Origin of the sequence: Flavobacterium sp. HJSW_4 (genome assembly GCF_042436695.1) — a bacterium.
GTDB lineage: Bacteria > Bacteroidota > Bacteroidia > Flavobacteriales > Flavobacteriaceae > Flavobacterium.
The window spans coordinates 176504-195065 of record NZ_JBHNPP010000004.1; the positions used below are offsets into that span (position 1 = coordinate 176504).

The window sequence follows — 18562 nt, forward strand, 5'->3', positions numbered from 1 at the left end:
GCGTCTACTATTTTTATGCAGGAATCTGCTGACTTAAACAATGTAGAGTTCCAAATCCCCAAATAAAATCAATACAGCTAATACCGATTACTTCACGATCTGGGAAACATTCTGCTAAGATATTTAAAGCAACGCGATCGTTACTATCATTAAATGTTGGCACTAAAACGCAATTATTCAAAATTAAGAAATTAGCATAACTTGCTGGTAAGCGTAAATCTTCAAAATCTACGCGTTTTGGCATTGGCAACGCTACAATTACAGGAGATTTTCCGTTTTCTAATTTTGCATTCTGAAGGCGTTTCAAATTATCTTGCAAAGGCTTGTAGTTTGAATCGTTTTTATCTGTTTCAACAATCGTTACAATCGTATCTTCATTTACAAATCGGCATAAATCGTCGATGTGTCCGTGTGTATCATCACCTTCGATTCCGTCTCCTAACCAGATTACATTGGTAACTCCAAGATATTCTTTAAAAACTACTTCGTAATCTTCTTTTGTAAAACCAGCATTTCTTACTTGAATTGTTGGATGCATCAAACATTCTTCAGAAGTTAATAAAGTTCCTTTTCCGTTTACATCAATTGCACCACCTTCAACAATTACTGGTTTTCCTTTGTACATTACCTGAGTTAAAGGAACATCAATAAAATCTGCTACTTTACCAGGAACAAATTTATCTAACTGGTAGTTTTTATATTTTGCCCAACCGTTGAAATTGAAATTTAAAGCTTCTCTTTTAGAACCATTTTGTACAATAATTGGTCCTGAATCGCGCATCCAGCTTCTGTTGGTTTTATGAATAATATAAGAAACGTTATCAAGGTTTACACGAGCTCTTTCAAGCATATCAGCTACTTTTTCTTTTAGCTTTTCATCGGCAACTACCAAAAAAACAGTTTCAAAAGTGGCTACTTTTTTAATAAACTCTACAAAAGCCCATTGAACAGCTTCGTATTTTCCCGGCCAGTCGTTGCCATTATGCGGAAAACACAATACAATTCCTTGCTGTTTTTCCCATTCTGCTGGAAATCTTCTATTATTTGTTGACATAAATACGTTCTAATTTAGAAAGTGCAAAGATAAGCATTCGTTAGAATTTTAAAACATCTTAGTAAAAATCATATATAATTTCACAAAAAATATCTTGCAAAAATTAAGTTAAAGATTAAATAATACAGCCTTAATATTTAACACAGGCCTCAGAATTACTTTTGCGAAAACTAAAAACTAACACATGAAAAATTTATCAATCTCATTTTTAGCTGCTCTTTTTATATTAGCAAGCTGTAATAATGATGAAAATTCGAACAGCGAACCAGAAGTTGTTGTAAACGAAAACCCAGGAACTTTTAAAGAAATTGGCTCTATTACAATTGGTGGAGAAGCTGCTGCAGAAATCTCTGCTTATTGCGAAAAAACAAAAAGATTATTTACAGTAAATAACAGCGGTGTAAACCAAATCGATGTTATTGATATTACTGATCCGACAAAACCAAAAGGTATTGGAAAAATTGATTTAGTTGCTTACGAAGGCGCAGCAAACAGTGTTTCTGTTTTTGACGGAAAATTGGCTGTTGCTTTAGAATCTACTACAAACAAACAAGCAAACGGTAAAGTTGTTATTTTTAATACTTCAGATTATAGTTTAATCAAACAAGTTACAGTTGGCGCATTGCCAGACATGATTACTTTTTCTCCTGACGGAAAATATATCATGACTGCTAACGAAGGAGAACCAAATACTGATTATTCTCAAGATCCGAACGGAACAATTTCTATTATTGAAACTAGTACTTATAATGTTACAACTTTAGATTTCAGTTCGTTTGCTAATCAAGCTGCTGCTTTAGCAAAAGACGGTTTTAGAATTTCAAAATTTGCTAAAACTAGTTTTGCTCAAGATATCGAACCAGAATACATCACGATTTCTGACGATTCTAAAACGGCTTGGGTAACTTTACAAGAAAATAATGGAGTTGCAAAAGTAGATTTAACTTCTAAAACTATCACAGCGATTTATCCTTTAGGTTTAAAAGATTACAATACTGCTGAAAATGCAATTGATGCAAGCGATAGCGACAATAAAATTGCTTTTAACCCGTGGAAAGTAAAAGGGCTTTACATGCCAGATGCAATTAGCCATTTTACTGTAAATAACACTCCTTATTTTGTTACTGCTAACGAAGGTGACGCAAGAGAATATACAGCTTATTCTGATGTGAAGCGTATGAAAAGCATGACACTTGATGCAACTGCTTTCCCTGATGCTGCTACTTTAAAATTAGATGCTAATTTAGGAAGATTAAACCTTGTTGCTGACATGGGAGATACTGACGGAGATGGAGATTTGGACGAAATGGTAAGTTTTGGAGGAAGATCATTCTCTATTTGGAACGGAAACACTGGAAAAATCGTTTTTGACAGTAAAAATGATGTTGACAAAAAGACAAACGAAATTGGCACATACGACGATAAAAGGAGTGATGATAAAGGTTCTGAGCCAGAAGCTGTAGTTGCAGCTAAAATGGGAAATCAGAATATTATATTTGTTGGTTTAGAAAGATCTGATGCTTTTATGGTTTATGATGCAACAAATCCAACTTCACCACAATACCTTCAAACTGTAAAAACAGGAGATGCTCCAGAAGGCATTCTTTTTATTCCGGCTTCAAAAAGTCCAACGAAAAGAAGCTTGTTAGTAGTAAGCAGCGAAGGAGATGGATCTGTTAAAATTTATCAGCCAGATTTGAAATAATACAAACTTTTTCAGGATAGCAAAAGGGCAAAATGTGAATTTTGTCCTTTTTTTATGCTTTCTATTGTACTTATTTTAACGTATTTACATAATTAAAAGCCAAAAGATGGAAATTATGTAAGAGCATATGCAACGCATTCTAGGATTCGACCTCTAATTTTGTTCATGAGTTTAAAATAAAAACAATTTAATTTTTGATATCATGAAAAAGAAATTAGTATCAGCCTCTTTATTATTACTATCCTTCGCCGCAGGTGCGCAAAATATGGCTCCAACTTCTACAAAACCAAGCACAGAACAAGAATACAATAAATGGTCTCTTGAACTTAATGGTGGTGTAAACAAACCAACCAGAGCAATGACTCCAGGTTATACTACCGAATCATTGAACTTTTTTCACGGAGATTTAGGTGTAAGATATATGTTTAGTCCAAAGTTTGGGGTGAAATTAGACGTAGGTTACGACCAATTCCAAGAGAAAAAAGATACTCCAGATTTTGAAAGCCGTTATGTTAGAGCAAGTTTACAAGGGGTTATCAACGTTGGACGTGCTTTAAATTTTGAAACTTGGACAAACACAATTGGTCTTTTGGCGCATGGTGGTTTTGGAGTTTCTCAAATTAGTACACAAACAGGATTTGGAGGACAAGATTACATGGCTCACGGAATTGCTGGTTTAACTGGACAAATTAGATTAAGCAACCGAGTAGCTTTGACTGGAGACTTAACAGGAATTGTAAACGGAAGACAAAACTGGAACTTCGACGGAATGGGTAACACATCAACAGGGTCTTTCGACGGTGTTTTATTAAACGCTTCTGTTGGTTTGACTTTTTACTTAGGAAAACAAGCAAAACATGCTGACTGGGTTGGTGAAGAAGATAGAATTGGTGAATTGGAAAAAAGAGTGGACTTAATCGAAACTGGTCTTATCGATTCAGACAAAGATGGAGTTGCTGATTTATACGATTTAGAACCAAACACAATCGCAGGAGTTGCTGTTAACACAAAAGGACAATCTATTGATACTAACCAAAATGGTGTGCCAGATGAGTTAGAAAGCTATTTAGATAAAACTTACGAAAAGAAAGGTGCAGGAACAGCTACAAACAATACTGTTGAGGAATTAATTAACGGTGGTTATGTAAATGTTTACTTCGATTTCAATTCGTCTAAACCAACAAACGCATCTTTATCAGGAGTAGATTTCTTAGTGAAATACATGAAAAACAATCCAGAAAAATCAGCTGACATTATTGGATATGCTGACGAAATTGGAAATTCAAACTACAACACAGAATTATCTAGAAAAAGAGCTGAAGCTGTGAAAAAAGTAGCGGTTAATGCAGGAATTGATGCATCAAGATTGAATGTAATTGCTAACGGAGAAGATACTTCTGTTAACAAAAATTCTAAAGAGGCACGTCAGATCGTGAGAAGAGTTACTTTCCAAGTGAAGTAATCTATATAAATTGAAAAAAGGCGGTTTCAGAATCTGAAACCGCCTTTTTTATTTGAGTTAAAACAAAAAAGGACAAAATTCACATTTTGTCCTTTTTCTATATTTCAGATAAATCTAATTATTTATCAATTGCTCTTTTTGTAATATCTCCAAAAGCATCAATTCTTCTGTCTCTGAAGAATGGCCAGTTTTGGCGAACATTTTCTTGTAAATCTAAATCAACTTCAGCAATTAAGATTTCTTCTTTATCATGAGATGCTTGAGCTAAAATTTCTCCTTGCGGTCCTGCAATGAAAGAAGCTCCCCAGAACTGAATTCCTTCTGTTCCTTCAAGATATTTTTCTAAACCAATTCGGTTTGCTGCTGCTACGAAAACGCCATTCGCTACAGCGTGACCTTTCATAACATTCATCCAAGCACCATATTGGTTTTCCCCGTATTGCTCTTTTTCTTTAGGATGCCATCCAATAGCTGTTGGATAAAATAAAACCTCAGCACCTTTAAGAGCCGTGATACGAGCTGCTTCTGGATACCATTGATCCCAACAGATTAAAGTTCCAACAGTTCCTTTTTTAGTTTCAATTGCTTGGAAACCTAAATCCCCTGGTGTGAAATAGAATTTCTCATAGAAATGAGGATCGTCTGGAATATGCATTTTACGGTACAAACCAGCCTCAGTTCCATCAGTATCAATGATGTAAGCACTGTTATGATAGATTCCAGCCATTCTTTTTTCGAAGAAAGGAACAATAATTACTACTCCTAATTCTTTTGCCAATTCGCTGAATGCAATAAATGAAGTGCTGTAAAGTGGTTCTGCTAACGCAAAATTATCTACATCTTCACTTTGACAAAAATAATGACTGCTATATAATTCAGGAAGTAAGATTACTTCTGCACCTTGACTTGCAGCATCTCTTACCCAGCTGATACATTTTTTAAGATTATTTTCGGCAACATCATTCAGGTTTAACTGAATAACCGATATTTTATACTTTCTTTTCGCCATGACATAAAATTTAGAGCGCAAAAGTAGTAAATTTTAAAGTGATTTTTAAAATTTACCAATAAGACTCTCTAATATTTATTTCAGAATAACTTTTTTATTTACCTCTAAATGATCATCCAAAATAAGCTGAATAAAATAAACCCCTGTCGGCTTACCTGAAAGATCAACTTCTTTTAAATTTTCTGAATTGCCATCATATCTGCGAAATATTACATTTCCTGTCTGATCTATAACATTCACTGCAGTAACTCTTTTATTTTCAATCGCTTCAATTTTCACAATCCCCTTCGTAGGATTAGGATATAAAACAATATTGTTTTCGTAATTAAAATCATTAACTCCTAAGTTACTAGTGTTAAACGAATAGGTATCTGAATAAAACACCGTTGTAGTACCATTTAACTTTGCTTTCAATCTATAATAATAGGTCTGATTAGCAGGGAGATTTCCTAAAACAGCACTCACTGGCACGGTAGAAAAACTACTAAGATAATTAGGATTAGCCAATATAGAAATCCCGAAACTTTCTGTGGTACCATATTCTAACTCCACATTGACCAAATACCTTCCGCCAGAATTTACAATACCTTTAAATTCAAAAATGTTGTTATCATCTTTTGAAATGGTTTGAGGCTGTAATACAACCGAATTCGTAAAATTTATAATTTGCATTTCACTATAGATTGTTTTTCCATCGTGAAGTGCCTTAAGCCTATAAAAATACACTTTAGTCCTGTCTAGTAATCCTAAATTACCATTTACAAAACCTGTTGTTCCCGATAAAACCACTTCAGAAAGTGCCGAAACGCTTTTATTCAAATTCATTTCCCCATATTCAAAAGCTATGTTGGTTATATCTTTATTATTGGCAATTATGTAGGCGTTTACTATTATGTTACCATCATTTGAAGTGGGATTATAGATCAATATTTCATATTCCGATGGAGTTGTAAAAACAAGAGCCTCACTATAAATTTTGATTCCATTTTGAACCGCCTTCATCCTAACATAATACTGAGTTTTAATCTTTAAATCTGGCAACGTCCCTGAAATATTCTCTGTTGCACCTCCTTTAACTAGTGCATCAATTTTCAAGTTCTTAGAATCCGAAAAATCTCCTTTAACGCTATATTCAAATTCGATATCCGAAATATCTTCTTCGAAAGATTGCACACTTCCTGAAACCAAGACCTTAGTTGGATAAACACTTGAAATAGGATTTATTGACATAACGTAGTTTTTTTCCGTTTTAAAATTCAAAATATCGCTAAAAATTCCACTACCATTCTGAACAGCTACAAGTCTATATTGATAAACTGTATCTGGATCTAAATCCCATACAGGAATCATAAAATCTAATGACGATCCCGAACTAACCTTTTTGGGCTCTATCTCAACTGCTTTTACAAAAGAATAATCTTTAAAAACCTCTATCCACATATTAGTAATCTCGCCATCATTTGAAATAATACTTCCTGGCAAGTTCGCGAATCTATTATGCACATCTTTTGCTGGATACAACTCAAGATAGTAAGGTCGAGCTTCAACTTTATTTTTCATTATTGTTCCATTCCCCCCTGCTATATAAACATTTTTATCTACAAAATAGATATTTTTTGGATTTGAAGATCCTCCCCAAAAATAGATATCTCTCTCCCAAGTCTTTCCTCCATTCTCAGTTTTAAACAGCTGCCCTTCTTCATCAAAAACATAACCTATGTTCTTATTAAAAAACTTCACCTTTTCATAATATTCATATGGAAGTGTTAGTTTTTGCCAGTTCAAACCTCCGTTTTCTGTTTTATAAATCAAGGCATTAGATCCAACAATGTATCCATTATTATCATCAACAAAATCAATAGATTGCACATATTCTTCACCTGTAAAAACAACAGACCAGTTGTATCCTCCGTCAGTTGTTTTGTACACTTTTTTATCATAAGTATTATGAGCATAGGCAACATTTTCATTTAAAAACTTCATATCTATAAAGCTATGCTTCGAGCGCTCTTCCCAAGTTTTTCCACCATCAACACTCTTCATCATCCTTGGGCTATTAAATCCTCCACTGATATAAATCGTTTGCTCATTAATAACTGTCATAGTATTTATTCCTGCATCAACAATATCATAATTAAGAACCATCGCCCAAGAAACTCCCCCATCTGTTGTTTTAAAAAACTGGCCTCCATAAGTTCCACCAGTTGCTGCATATCCGATATTTTCATCGATAAAATCAAAAGAACTTACACCATTATTCCCGCTGTTAACTGTTCCAACTAGATTCCATTTTTTCCCCGCGTCGATAGTTTTATAAAATGTATTTCCAACCAACGCAAAACCAACATCTTTTGTTAAAAAGTCAAGTTGTCGTATATCATTGTAAGTTGGTGAATTTGGAGTCCATGTCATTCCGCCATCTGTAGTCTTATAAATCATTCCCTTCATACCTGTTACATATCCTGTATTTTCATCTGTAAAAAATATGCCGAAAAGATCAGTTGCATAATATCTCCCATTTTGAAAACTTACCCATTTCCAAGTTAGTCCTCCATCTGTTGTTTTAAAAATCGCACCATTATCACCTGCTCCATATCCAACATTTTCATTTACAAAATATACTGTATAAAAAGCATCTGTCCATTCTGTTAGCAATGTCCATGTTTCCCCCCCGTCAACTGTTTTATATTTATTATTATGCTCTCTTGTTGCAAAACCAATTTTATCGTTAACAAAGAAAACTGTAAAAAAGTCAGATGGAATAGTATTTGAAGTCATCGTAGTGTACCAAGTAACACCACCGTCAATTGTTTTTAACATTATGCCATCCATACAAGCAGCATGACCAACTAAACTACTAGTAAAAAATGTTTTAATGACTGTCCCTTTTGTAATTTCTAAACGATTCCAAGTGATTCCTCCGTCTTGCGTTTTTACCAACCCATATAAACTTGAAATTATTATTGTATTTGCATCAATAATGGTCACAGAATTAAAATTTTCGAAATATCCTGTATTTACTGCATTCCATGTGTTTCCAGAATCTGTAGATTTTAAGACCGAACCACCATTTCCAACAATAAATCCAGTTGTGCCATTAAATTTTAGATCTTTACCACTATTAATATTTTGTTTTTTCACCCAAGTACCACCAGAATCTAAAGTTTCCAAAATTTCGTTTTCGGTAATAATATATCCTCTACTATTTGATACAAATTGAATATTTAGCCCTGTTCTGTTTGTTGGAGTTGGATTTAACAATTCCCAACCTTGCTGAGCAAACCCATTAAGACAAAATCCTAAACTGAAAAACAAAATGATAACCCAAGAATGTAAAGTTCTAATCATAAGCATTAATTTAATTCCAAAAAAAAAATATAGAGCTTCAAAAATAATAATTCCTAAAAATAATTAAGAATAATTTTATGAATTTTTAATAACCCAAAAAAACATTTAAAACATATATTAATACTTTGTTATTTTAAAAAGCATAAAAAAACCATTTTACATTGATTTTAAAATCTCTGTAAAATGGCTTAAATTGAAATTATCTGTTTAAAATAGTTATTCGATAACTATTTTTTTAACCAAGAATTCAGTTTCTGATTTTTTGAATTTAATCTCGAAAGTTCCTTTTGACTGTGGTGAAAATGTATAAACCGTATGCAATGCAGTTGGCGTTTGATTAGCGCAGGTTCCCGTAGGATATTTAGCTTCTACCTGAAATCCGCTTTCTTTACCAATTGAGATGTCGCTAATTCTATCAAACTCACCGCAAGCATTATCAACTATAAAAGATACATCAAAATTAACATCGACACCTACTTTTCCTGTAGCTGGTCCGCTAATACCAGAAACATCTGCAGCTTTTGAAACAGTTTGAGGTGTCTCTTTATTGTTATCATCACTGCTACACGCAACTAAAGAAACAGCTAAAAAAAGCACCGCCAAAACCGATTGTATTCTAAAAATTCTCATATAAATTTAATTAAGTTCTATTATGTAGATGGCGCTAAAGTACAAAGGTTGCTTGAAATAATGCAAAATATTTTAAATCTAGCTAAAAATAAAGCCATTTTACATCAATTTAAAAAAGTAAATCTTTGCAAAATGGCTTCTCAACCTAAAAAAAATCAACTAAGCTTTTTATTATTCAATCACTACTTTTTGAGTAAGGAATTCTGTTTCTGATTTTTTGAACTTAATTTCGAAAGTTCCTTTTGTAGCTGACTTAAATTTATAAACTGTCTTTTTTGGTTCAGGCACTTGTTGCGTACAAACTTCTGATGGATATTTTGCAATTACTTGAAGCCCTTTTACCGATCCAATAGTTACTTCTGAGATTTTATCAAATTCGGCGCAAGCATTATCCACAACATATGTCACATCATAGCTTAATTCGTCATTTACTTTTCCTGTTGCTGGCCCTTTAATTTCTGTTGCTAAAGCAGCTTTTTCTGTTGGAGCTGGTGTTTTATTATCATCATCGTTACTGCATGATACAAATCCAATTGATAAAAATAATACTACTAAAACTAATTTAAATCTAAAACTTTTCATATAAAATAATAATTAATTGTTAATTACTATGAAGATGCTGTGAGGTTGCAATGGTTGCTTTAAACAAAATGTTAAAAATTTTACTAAAAAATTAAGCAACTATAAATCAACATTTTATTCATTAAAAAAAAAACTCGCACCAACCAATATTTCTAATAAAAAATAAACCTTTTTGTCTTAGCCCCGATAGAAACGACATCCTTTTGGGGCGGTCCCGATGGCTATCGGGACCGCCCCAAAAGATAAAGTGGATAGCGGGACTGGACTTGAACTGAAAACATTATTTCTGCTGCAAAAAAAACACCAGCCTTTCGACTGGTGTTCCTTTATATTTAAAAGCAGAAATTAAGCTGCCGTTTCTTTCTTTTTGAATATTTTCTTGAAAAGATTTACTATTGCCAATACAATAAAACCGATGATAAGTCCGATTGCAAATTCTTTTATAATTGAAGGAAAGTTTGGCAAAAGGTGGTGAAAAAATTCGATGTTATGAACGAATAATCCGCCAGCAACCAAGATTAAAGCAATAGTTCCAATAACAGTTAAGGCTTTAATTACCTTTGGAAGTGCCTGAACCAATATATTTCCAATACTTTTTAAAAGACTTTTTTCATTTTTGCTACGCTGAATCATTTTAAAACCTACCTCATCCATACGAACAATAAGCGCTACGATTCCGTAAACCCCTATAGTTGCTATTAATGCAATGATAGAAACTGTAATGATCTGTGATACTAGTGGTTTCCCGATTACAGTTCCTAAAGCGATAATTACGATTTCAACAGAAAGAATAAAATCGGTTACGATTGCCGATTTAACTTTGTCTTTTTCGATTACTAAAATTTCTTCTTCAGTAAGCACTTCGTCTGTTATTCCTTCAGATTCTTCGTGTGCGTGAGGAACAATGAATTCGTAGATTTTTTCAGCTCCTTCGTAAGCTAAAAACAATCCTCCCAATACCAAAATTACCATAATGGCAATTGGAAAAAACGCACTTAGTAAAAATGCGATTGGAAGAATAATGATTTTGTTTAATAACGAACCTTTACTGATTGCCCATAAAACTGGCAACTCTCTTGATGAAGCAAATCCTGAAGCTTTTTCGGCATTTACCGCTAAATCGTCACCCAAGATTCCGGCTGTTTTTTTTGCAGCAACTTTACTCATTACTGCAACATCATCCATAATTGCTGCGATATCGTCTAATAGAGCGAAAAAACCTGATCCCATTTTTTAATTTATTTTTAGTGGTGCGAATCTAGACATTTTGACTTAATCTGCCCAATAATATTGTATCAAAATTTGCATTTTTTATTCCTAATTTTCTGTAATGTGGTTCTTAACTACATTGACCTAAAAGAACCCAAAGAATAATGAAAACGATAATAGTTCCGAAGCAACCTCCGCCAAGTTTTTTAGCACCGTATCCTGCCAATAATCCTCTAAATATATTGTTCATGATTTCTAATTTTAATTAATAATTTGCTGATTTTTATAAATTTAAAATTGATTCTTTTTTGGGAATAATATGTTATATGAATTGCTTAAAAAGTTTCAGAATTTTAAACAAAAAAAGCACCAGTAAAACTGATGCTTTTTAAGATTAACAAAATGAAAAAAAAATTAATTAGCTGTCTGGTTTCTAAAAACCAACTTGCCATCGAAAGCATCTAATAAAATGATGCTGTCTGTCGTTATATTTCCTGCCAAAATTTCTTTCGACAGCTGATTTAAAACTTCTCTCTGCACGACACGTTTTACTGGTCTCGCTCCAAATTGCGGATCATATCCTTTGTCTGACAAATAAGCAATCGCTTCTGGAGTTGCATCCATTGTAATGCCTTGTTGTCCCAGCATTTTGGTAACGCCTTTTAACTGTAAGCCTACAATTCTTGAAATATTATCTACTGTAAGCGGTGTAAACATTACAATCTCATCAATACGGTTGATAAATTCTGGACGAACAGTTTGTTTCAATAATCCTAAAACTTCATTTTTAGCTGCTTCTGTAGCCGCTTCAACTCCGCCTTTCAAGTTTTCAAATTTCTCTTGAATAATCTGGCTTCCCATATTAGAAGTCATGATAATAATCGTGTTTTTGAAATCAGCCAAACGTCCTTTGTTGTCTGTTAAACGACCTTCATCCAAAACTTGCAATAAAATATTGAATGTATCTGGATGCGCTTTTTCGATCTCATCTAACAGAATCACAGAATAAGGTTTTCTACGAACTGCTTCTGTCAATTGTCCACCTTCATCATAACCTACGTATCCTGGAGGCGCACCAACCAAACGGCTCACACTGTGGCGTTCTTGGTACTCACTCATATCGATACGAGTCATTGCATTTTCATCATCAAAAAGATATTCGGCCAAAGCTTTTGCAAGCTCGGTTTTACCAACTCCGGTTGTTCCTAAGAATAAGAATGTTCCAACAGGTTTTTTCATGTCCTGTAAACCGGCGCGGCTTCTACGAACGGCATCACTCACCGCTTCTATCGCTTCTTCCTGACCAACTACACGTTTGTGCAATTCGTCTTCTAAATGCAATAGTTTTTCTCTTTCTGTCTGAAGCATTTTAGTAACCGGAATTCCAGTCCATTTTGCTACAACTTCTGCAATGTCTTCTCTCGTAACTTCTTCTTTAATCAAAGAATTTCCAGATTGGAATTCCTGCAATTGTTTTTGCAAAGATTCCTGACGTTCTTGCGCTTCTTTTATTTTTCCGTAACGAATCTCCGCTACTTTTCCGTAATCGCCTTCACGTTCTGCACGTTCTGCTTCATACTTAAAGTCTTCAATTTCATGTTTTACAGCTTGAATTCCGTCAACGATATCTTTTTCTTGTTTCCATTTTGCGTAGATTTCGTTGCGTTCTTCTTTCAGGTTGGCCAATTCCATACCTAAAATTTTCAGCTTGCTTTCTTCTTTCTCACGTTTGATGGCTTCAATCTCAATTTCCAATTGCATGATTTTACGATCCAAAACATCTAATTCTTCTGGTTTTGAATTGATTTCCATACGCAATTTAGAAGCCGCTTCATCCATTAAGTCGATCGCTTTATCTGGCAAGAAACGATTCGTAATGTATCTTTGTGAAAGTTCAACTGCCGCAATAATTGCCTCGTCTTTAATTTGAACTTTATGGTGTGTTTCATATTTTTCTTTGATTCCACGAAGAATCGAAATTGCACTTTCTGTATCTGGCTCGTCGATTAAAACCTTTTGGAAACGTCTTTCAAGCGCTTTATCTTTTTCAAAATATTTTTGATATTCATCTAAAGTTGTAGCTCCAATTGCTCTCAATTCACCACGAGCCAAAGCTGGTTTCAAGATATTTGCCGCATCCATCGCGCCTTCACCTCCACCCGCTCCTACAAGCGTATGAATCTCATCAATAAACAAAACGATGTCACCCTCTGCAGCTGTAACTTCTTTTACAACCGATTTTAAGCGTTCTTCAAATTCTCCTTTGTATTTCGCTCCCGCAATAAGAGCTCCCATATCTAATGAGAAAACGATTTTTTCTTTTAAGTTTTCTGGAACGTCTCCGTCCACAATTCTATGCGCTAAACCTTCTGCAATAGCCGTTTTACCAACCCCAGGCTCACCAATAAGCATTGGGTTGTTTTTGGTTCTACGAGTCAAAATCTGCAATACACGACGAATTTCTTCATCACGACCAATAACTGGATCTAATTTTCCTGTACGTGCTAATTCGTTTAGGTTTTTAGCGTATTTATTCAACGAATTATACGTTTCTTCAGCTGAAGCCGAAGTTACTCTTTCGCCTTTTCTTAATTCTTCAATTGCTGCTTTAAGACCTTTACCAGTAACTCCTTGATCTTTTAAAATCTGAGAAACTCGGCTTTTAGAATCAAAAATAGCTAAGATTAAATGTTCGATCGAAACGTATTCGTCGTTCATTTTTTGTGCAATAATTTCAGCTTCGTTCAAAGCTTTATTTGCGTCTCTTGAAAGCATGATTTCGCCTCCAGAAACTTTTGGAAAACTCTGAATTGTACTGTCTAAAATTTGTAAAAACAATGGCACGTTTACATTTAGTTTTTTCAAAATAAACGGCGCTACGTTTTCATCAACTTCAAAAATAGCTTTGAAAATGTGTTCATTTTCAATTTGCTGCTGGCCATTGCGCTGTGCTAATTGTTGCGACAACTGAATGGCTTCTTGCGATTTAATAGTAAACTTATTTATATTCATATTTTTATGTGATTTGATTGATTTAACTGTTTGAATTTTATAAGATTAAAGTTACGGTTTATTGAGGCAATTTTTTGACCCAAATAATTTAACTTTGCATTGAAATAGACAAATTATATTCCATAGTAAAAAAACAGACAAAATGACGCTTAAAATCAGGTTTTTTTAATTTTAGCACGTCAAAAAGTCATAAAACAAGCCAAATATGAGTTTTTTTAATTCAATCTTCGGAAGTTCAGAGAACTCAGAAGCTCCAAAAAGTAAAGTAAACTGGACAGAATTAACAGATATCCTTCAATTAATAGAAATCGAAGCTATTTCTAATGAAAAGCCAGTTGTTATTTTTAAACACAGCACAAGATGCAGCATTAGCCGTATGGCTTTAAAACAATTTGAAAGAGATTATGATCTTGAAAATGTTGTTGATGCGTACTTTTTAGATTTAATAGCACACAGAGATATTTCAAACGAAATTGCAAGCAGATTCGGAGTTTACCACGAATCTCCTCAATTGATTTTAATCAAAAACGGAAAAGCAGTTTACGATGTTTCACACAGCGATATTGATGCTGAAGCGTTGAAAAACAAAATCTAATTGTGAATTATGAGTTAATTACTCAATTTAAATTACAACGAAATTTAAAACCTAGAAAGCCTGAAATTATACGCATATAATTTCAGGCTTTTTCTTTTTCTTTTTATTTATTTGAATTCAAATCAACTCATAATTCATAACTCATAATTCATAACTCATAATTAAACTTAAAAGCTTCCTTCAGAACCTCCTCCGCTGAAACCTCCACCTCCAAAATCCATTGGAGATGCTTGCGGTTTTACTTCTGGCTTCATTCCGAAAGTTGAAGCTACGACCAAAGCTTCTGCATTTAAAAGTGTATCTGAATGATTGATTCTATCTGGTTTGAACGTTAAACCACTTTCTTTTTCTTTTAATTTTTTAATTGAAAAAAAAGCAATTGCAAATAAAACCACTCCGCCAAGTGTTAGCGCGACTTCTATAGGCAAAATTGAATGATAAAATCGAATCGTATAAATTGAAAATCCGATAGCTAAAAAACTAATCCAGAGCATTAAACGGTCTTTTGTTCTTAAAGCCTGAACGAGATAAACTACTGGAACTATAAAAGTAAATGCATAAAAGAAAAAAGCAAACGGAATATCTGTTCCCGGTTTTACTTCTACTCCTAAAAGTTCTGCAGAAAGCTCTCTTACAACCAAATAATTACAAGAAAGATAAAATAGAATCAAACAAAAACTATTCGCTAATAGCAATCCGTTGTAATAGTATCTTTCCTTTAAATTATTGATTAGCTTTTTTGTAAAAAAGTAAAAGGCTCCAGCAAAAATCATCGCCGTAAATGGCAGAATCGCTTTTCCAATATCTCCGAATTCAAACATTCCATAAAACAAAAAAGCAGTTGTTGACAAACAAAATACCAGCATTGACAAAACATGCAAATACCTTAAAAACATGAATAATGAGGCAATTGAAACAAATGTAGCAATGACCATTTCGTAACCTTCTGTTGTAATTGCGATCGCAAATCCGACATTTAAAAGAGTTCCCAAAATGAAAGCGTCATCGAGTCCGTGATTGCGAAAATTTTGTGTTGCTAATAATTCTACCCCAGCAAATCCGACTACTGCAAAAATATAACAACAGATCTGAAAAAATATGTGTTCACTACTTACTCCAAACAAGGAAATTGCCCCGCAAATGGAACCGAACAAAAAAGAACCCAGCAAAAAGAATCCAATTCTAACCAAAATATTGCTTTGGCTTTTTAAATCTGGCAATTCTTTCTCAATAAACTTTTTTTGATCTTTACTAATAAAACCTCCTTTGTACAATGTGCCTGCTTCATCAATTAGAGCTTCATTGTCTAACATTTTTTTATCGTACGCTATCATTCTGAAATTACTTTATGGAAGTTTTTAATTAATCTAATAAAGATTACAATTGAGCCAACAAAATATGCTGGCAATAAGAAAACAAATATTTCCCAAATATCTGAGAAATCAACGTTTTCAAAAATTCTAAACAAAAATATATTGGCTCCGATATAACCATAAATAATCATAAAGACATAAAGCGACATTGCTTCGTAATCGTAACTTGCTTTATAAAAATAGTAGGTTGAACCCGCTAGAATAAAAGTAAATGGTATCCAAGTAATTATATCATTGCTAGTCATGTTTGCTATAGAAGCAATACTGGTAATGTGCAATGCAAAAGTTAAAAAAATCAACCCGAAATGTGTTTTTAGAGCAATTTTACGGCTATAGATTACCCATAAAACCAACAATGCACCAAGAGCAACAGCCGAATAACTCAGATTTTGGCTAGCATAAAAATCATTATTTCTTAATAAATCTTGTGGCGTTACCGAAAGTCCGATGTATGCTGCCAAACCCGTAATAGCGATTGTCAAAACACTTCTGTTATCAAAATAATACGCACAAAAGAAACTCACAATTGTCGGAACTAAAGTTGCCAATCCGTAATGTTCTCCAAAAGGCTTGTACTGAAACTGAAGATATCCAATAAAAATACAAGTCAGAATATTTCCTGCTAAAACAAGATATTCCAAAACAGGATGCTCAAAAGTGGTTTCTTCTTTCTGAAAACCTTTAGAGTGTTTAAAACAATAAAAAAAGCAAACTGCAATCACAATCAAAAGCAATGATAATATCGCAATATGCCCTATTGAATCGATATTTTCGTAAATCAAAATCCCGATTCCAGATGTAAATAATAGCACTGAGAGATAAAGAAAAAGCTTTAATTCCGCATTTAGCGAAAAAATATTTAAGCTTCGATACGTTTTAACTTCATCAAACTGATTTTCAGTAATTAGCCCTTTCTCAAATAGATTGAGACTAGATTGTTCGTTAAATTTTTTCATTTTATTTTATAAACTGGTAAATCAAATATATGTATTTAGCATGAATTTTCTCCTTTTCACAATTAAAACCTTTTAAAGTTCATAAAAAACATCTCAATTAACCCTTGTAAAAATTAGTGTAAAAACAACACTTAAAGTTCCTTAAACCAAAACTTTATAAATAAAAATTTGCTAAATTAATTTGTAATTATTTTTATTCTTTTACATTTGTGCAATCGATTACATTAACTATTGAAACCACAAAAAACCACACTTAAATGAAAACAAAACTTATCTTATTAGCATTGCTTTTGCCTTGCTCCTTCTTGTTTGCACAAAATTATTATATGAGTGCACCAGAAGGATTTGGAGCTTCAGCCACTGGAGGCGGGACTGCGACTCCTGTAACAGTCTCTACTTTAACAGATTTAACCGCTAAATTAAAATTAACTACTCCGCAAGTTATCTTAGTTTCAGGAACCATAAACTGTACTTACACTAGTTTGCTGGTAAACGATAAAACCATAATTGGTCTCCCTGGAGCGCGATTGGTAAATTTAGATCAAACAGCAGCAGGATCGGGTATTTTAAGTTTAAAACCAGCATCTAACAACATTATTATAAGAAACTTGATTTTTGAAGGACCTGGCGCGTATGATGTTGACGGACGCGACAATCTAACTTCTGAAGCAACTAATCTTTGGGTTGACCATTGTGAATTTCAAGACGGAATGGATGGCAATTTTGATAATAAAGGCGCAGCTGACAACGTAACTGTTTCTTGGTGTAAATTTATTTATCTAAAAGCTCCAAAAGCTGGAGGTTCTGGCGGAGCTGACGATCATCGTTTTTCTGATTTGGTTGGTTCTTCTAAAACTGATGCTCCTTCTGATGGTCATTACAGTATCACTTTTAAAAATTGCTATTGGGCTGAAGGCTGCAAAGAAAGAATGCCAAGAGCTAGAAATGCAGAACTTCACATTTTAAACTGCTATTACAACACTTCTGTTTCGGGTTCATTAGCGATTGGTTTAGGCGGAGGAAGCAACAATACAACTTGTTATGTTGAAGGAACTAATTTTGCTAACATTGGAACTGCTTTTAAAAGCTACGTAAGCACAGATGGCGGAACAATCGGAATTGCTTTTACAGATTGTTTAAATGCGCCTGCAAGTTCAGGAACTACTGTAACAAAACCTTCTTATACTTACAGCACTCTTCCAATTGCAAATGTTGCGGGATTTGTTTCAAACTCAACTTGCGGTGCTGGAGCAACGCTACAGGTTACAGCTCAAGGCACTATTTCGACAAGTTGTACTAATTTAGGATTAAACGACAATGTCAAAAATAATCTAGAATTAAAATACTATCCGTCAGTTATCAATCGCCTTTTGAATATTGATTTTTCAAGTTCGGATAATGGTTTAGCTGAAGTAGATTTATTTTCTTCAAATGGATCTAAAGTATATTCGAATTCCAAAAATATTACTCCAGATGAAAAATTAGAATTGAATGTTGGAAATCTTGCGAAAGGCATTTACATCTGTAAAGTTCAAATCGAAAACCGAAGCAAAACTTTTAAACTCGTAAAAAACTAAATTTACTCCATAAAAAAAGGTCATTGAAACAAATCAATGACCTTTTTTAT

13 protein-coding genes are annotated in these 18562 nt (G+C 33.6%); 4 read left to right on the forward strand and 9 right to left on the reverse strand.

The window, feature by feature from the left end:
• Positions 1-13 precede the first annotated feature (13 nt).
• A complete protein-coding gene (locus ACE01P_RS05445) occupies positions 14-1054 on the reverse strand; it encodes an agmatine/peptidylarginine deiminase (protein ID WP_379695095.1) in 1041 nt (346 codons plus the stop codon).
• A 184-nt stretch (positions 1055-1238) separates the two neighbouring features.
• Between ACE01P_RS05445 and ACE01P_RS05450 the strand changes: the two genes are divergently transcribed.
• Positions 1239-2759 carry a choice-of-anchor I family protein gene (locus ACE01P_RS05450; RefSeq protein ID WP_379695097.1) on the forward strand — a complete coding sequence of 507 codons (1521 nt, stop codon included), beginning with the start codon at positions 1239-1241 and terminating at the stop codon, positions 2757-2759.
• Positions 2760-2961: 202 nt separating this feature from the next.
• The gene (locus tag ACE01P_RS05455; protein ID WP_379695099.1) at positions 2962-4221 is read left to right on the forward strand and encodes an OmpA family protein; all 1260 of its coding nucleotides are present in this window, start codon (positions 2962-2964) and stop codon (positions 4219-4221) included.
• A gap of 118 nt (positions 4222-4339) precedes the next feature.
• On the opposite strand, the gene ACE01P_RS05460 is transcribed toward ACE01P_RS05455, so the two are convergent.
• From ACE01P_RS05460 to clpB, 6 genes are all read right to left on the reverse strand, one after another.
• Positions 4340-5230 carry a carbon-nitrogen hydrolase gene (locus ACE01P_RS05460; protein ID WP_095927649.1) on the reverse strand — a complete coding sequence of 297 codons (891 nt, stop codon included), beginning with the start codon at positions 5228-5230 and terminating at the stop codon, positions 4340-4342.
• Positions 5231-5305: 75 nt separating this feature from the next.
• Positions 5306-8578 (reverse strand): YCF48-related protein, encoded by a 3273-nt coding sequence (locus tag ACE01P_RS05465; RefSeq protein ID WP_379695101.1) that lies wholly within the window; start codon positions 8576-8578, stop codon positions 5306-5308.
• A gap of 216 nt (positions 8579-8794) precedes the next feature.
• Complete coding sequence (locus ACE01P_RS05470; protein WP_379695103.1) at positions 8795-9208, reverse strand: hypothetical protein; 414 nt, start codon at positions 9206-9208, stop codon at positions 8795-8797.
• A gap of 171 nt (positions 9209-9379) precedes the next feature.
• Positions 9380-9790 carry a hypothetical protein gene (locus tag ACE01P_RS05475; RefSeq protein WP_379695105.1) on the reverse strand — a complete coding sequence of 137 codons (411 nt, stop codon included), beginning with the start codon at positions 9788-9790 and terminating at the stop codon, positions 9380-9382.
• A gap of 345 nt (positions 9791-10135) precedes the next feature.
• Entirely contained in the window at positions 10136-11020 is an 885-nt protein-coding gene (locus tag ACE01P_RS05480; protein WP_379695106.1) for a DUF808 domain-containing protein, read from the reverse strand.
• Positions 11021-11413: 393 nt separating this feature from the next.
• Positions 11414-14011 carry an ATP-dependent chaperone ClpB gene (gene clpB, locus ACE01P_RS05485; protein WP_379695108.1) on the reverse strand — a complete coding sequence of 866 codons (2598 nt, stop codon included), beginning with the start codon at positions 14009-14011 and terminating at the stop codon, positions 11414-11416.
• A gap of 205 nt (positions 14012-14216) precedes the next feature.
• Between clpB and ytxJ the strand changes: the two genes are divergently transcribed.
• The gene (gene ytxJ / locus ACE01P_RS05490) at positions 14217-14606 is read left to right on the forward strand and encodes a bacillithiol system redox-active protein YtxJ (protein ID WP_379695110.1); all 390 of its coding nucleotides are present in this window, start codon (positions 14217-14219) and stop codon (positions 14604-14606) included.
• A 167-nt stretch (positions 14607-14773) separates the two neighbouring features.
• On the opposite strand, the gene ACE01P_RS05495 is transcribed toward ytxJ, so the two are convergent.
• On the reverse strand, positions 14774-15940 hold the full coding sequence (locus ACE01P_RS05495) for a hypothetical protein (RefSeq protein ID WP_379695112.1): 1167 nt from the start codon (positions 15938-15940) through the stop codon (positions 14774-14776).
• Positions 15937-16935: a DUF2157 domain-containing protein gene (locus ACE01P_RS05500; RefSeq protein ID WP_379695114.1), complete on the reverse strand. Its 999-nt coding sequence runs from the start codon at positions 16933-16935 to the stop codon at positions 15937-15939. Before ACE01P_RS05500 ends, ACE01P_RS05495 begins: the two co-directional genes overlap by 4 nt.
• 257 nt (positions 16936-17192) lie before the next feature.
• Between ACE01P_RS05500 and ACE01P_RS05505 the strand changes: the two genes are divergently transcribed.
• Entirely contained in the window at positions 17193-18512 is a 1320-nt protein-coding gene (locus tag ACE01P_RS05505) for a T9SS type A sorting domain-containing protein (protein ID WP_379695116.1), read from the forward strand.
• The last annotated feature ends 50 nt before the right edge of the window (positions 18513-18562 follow it).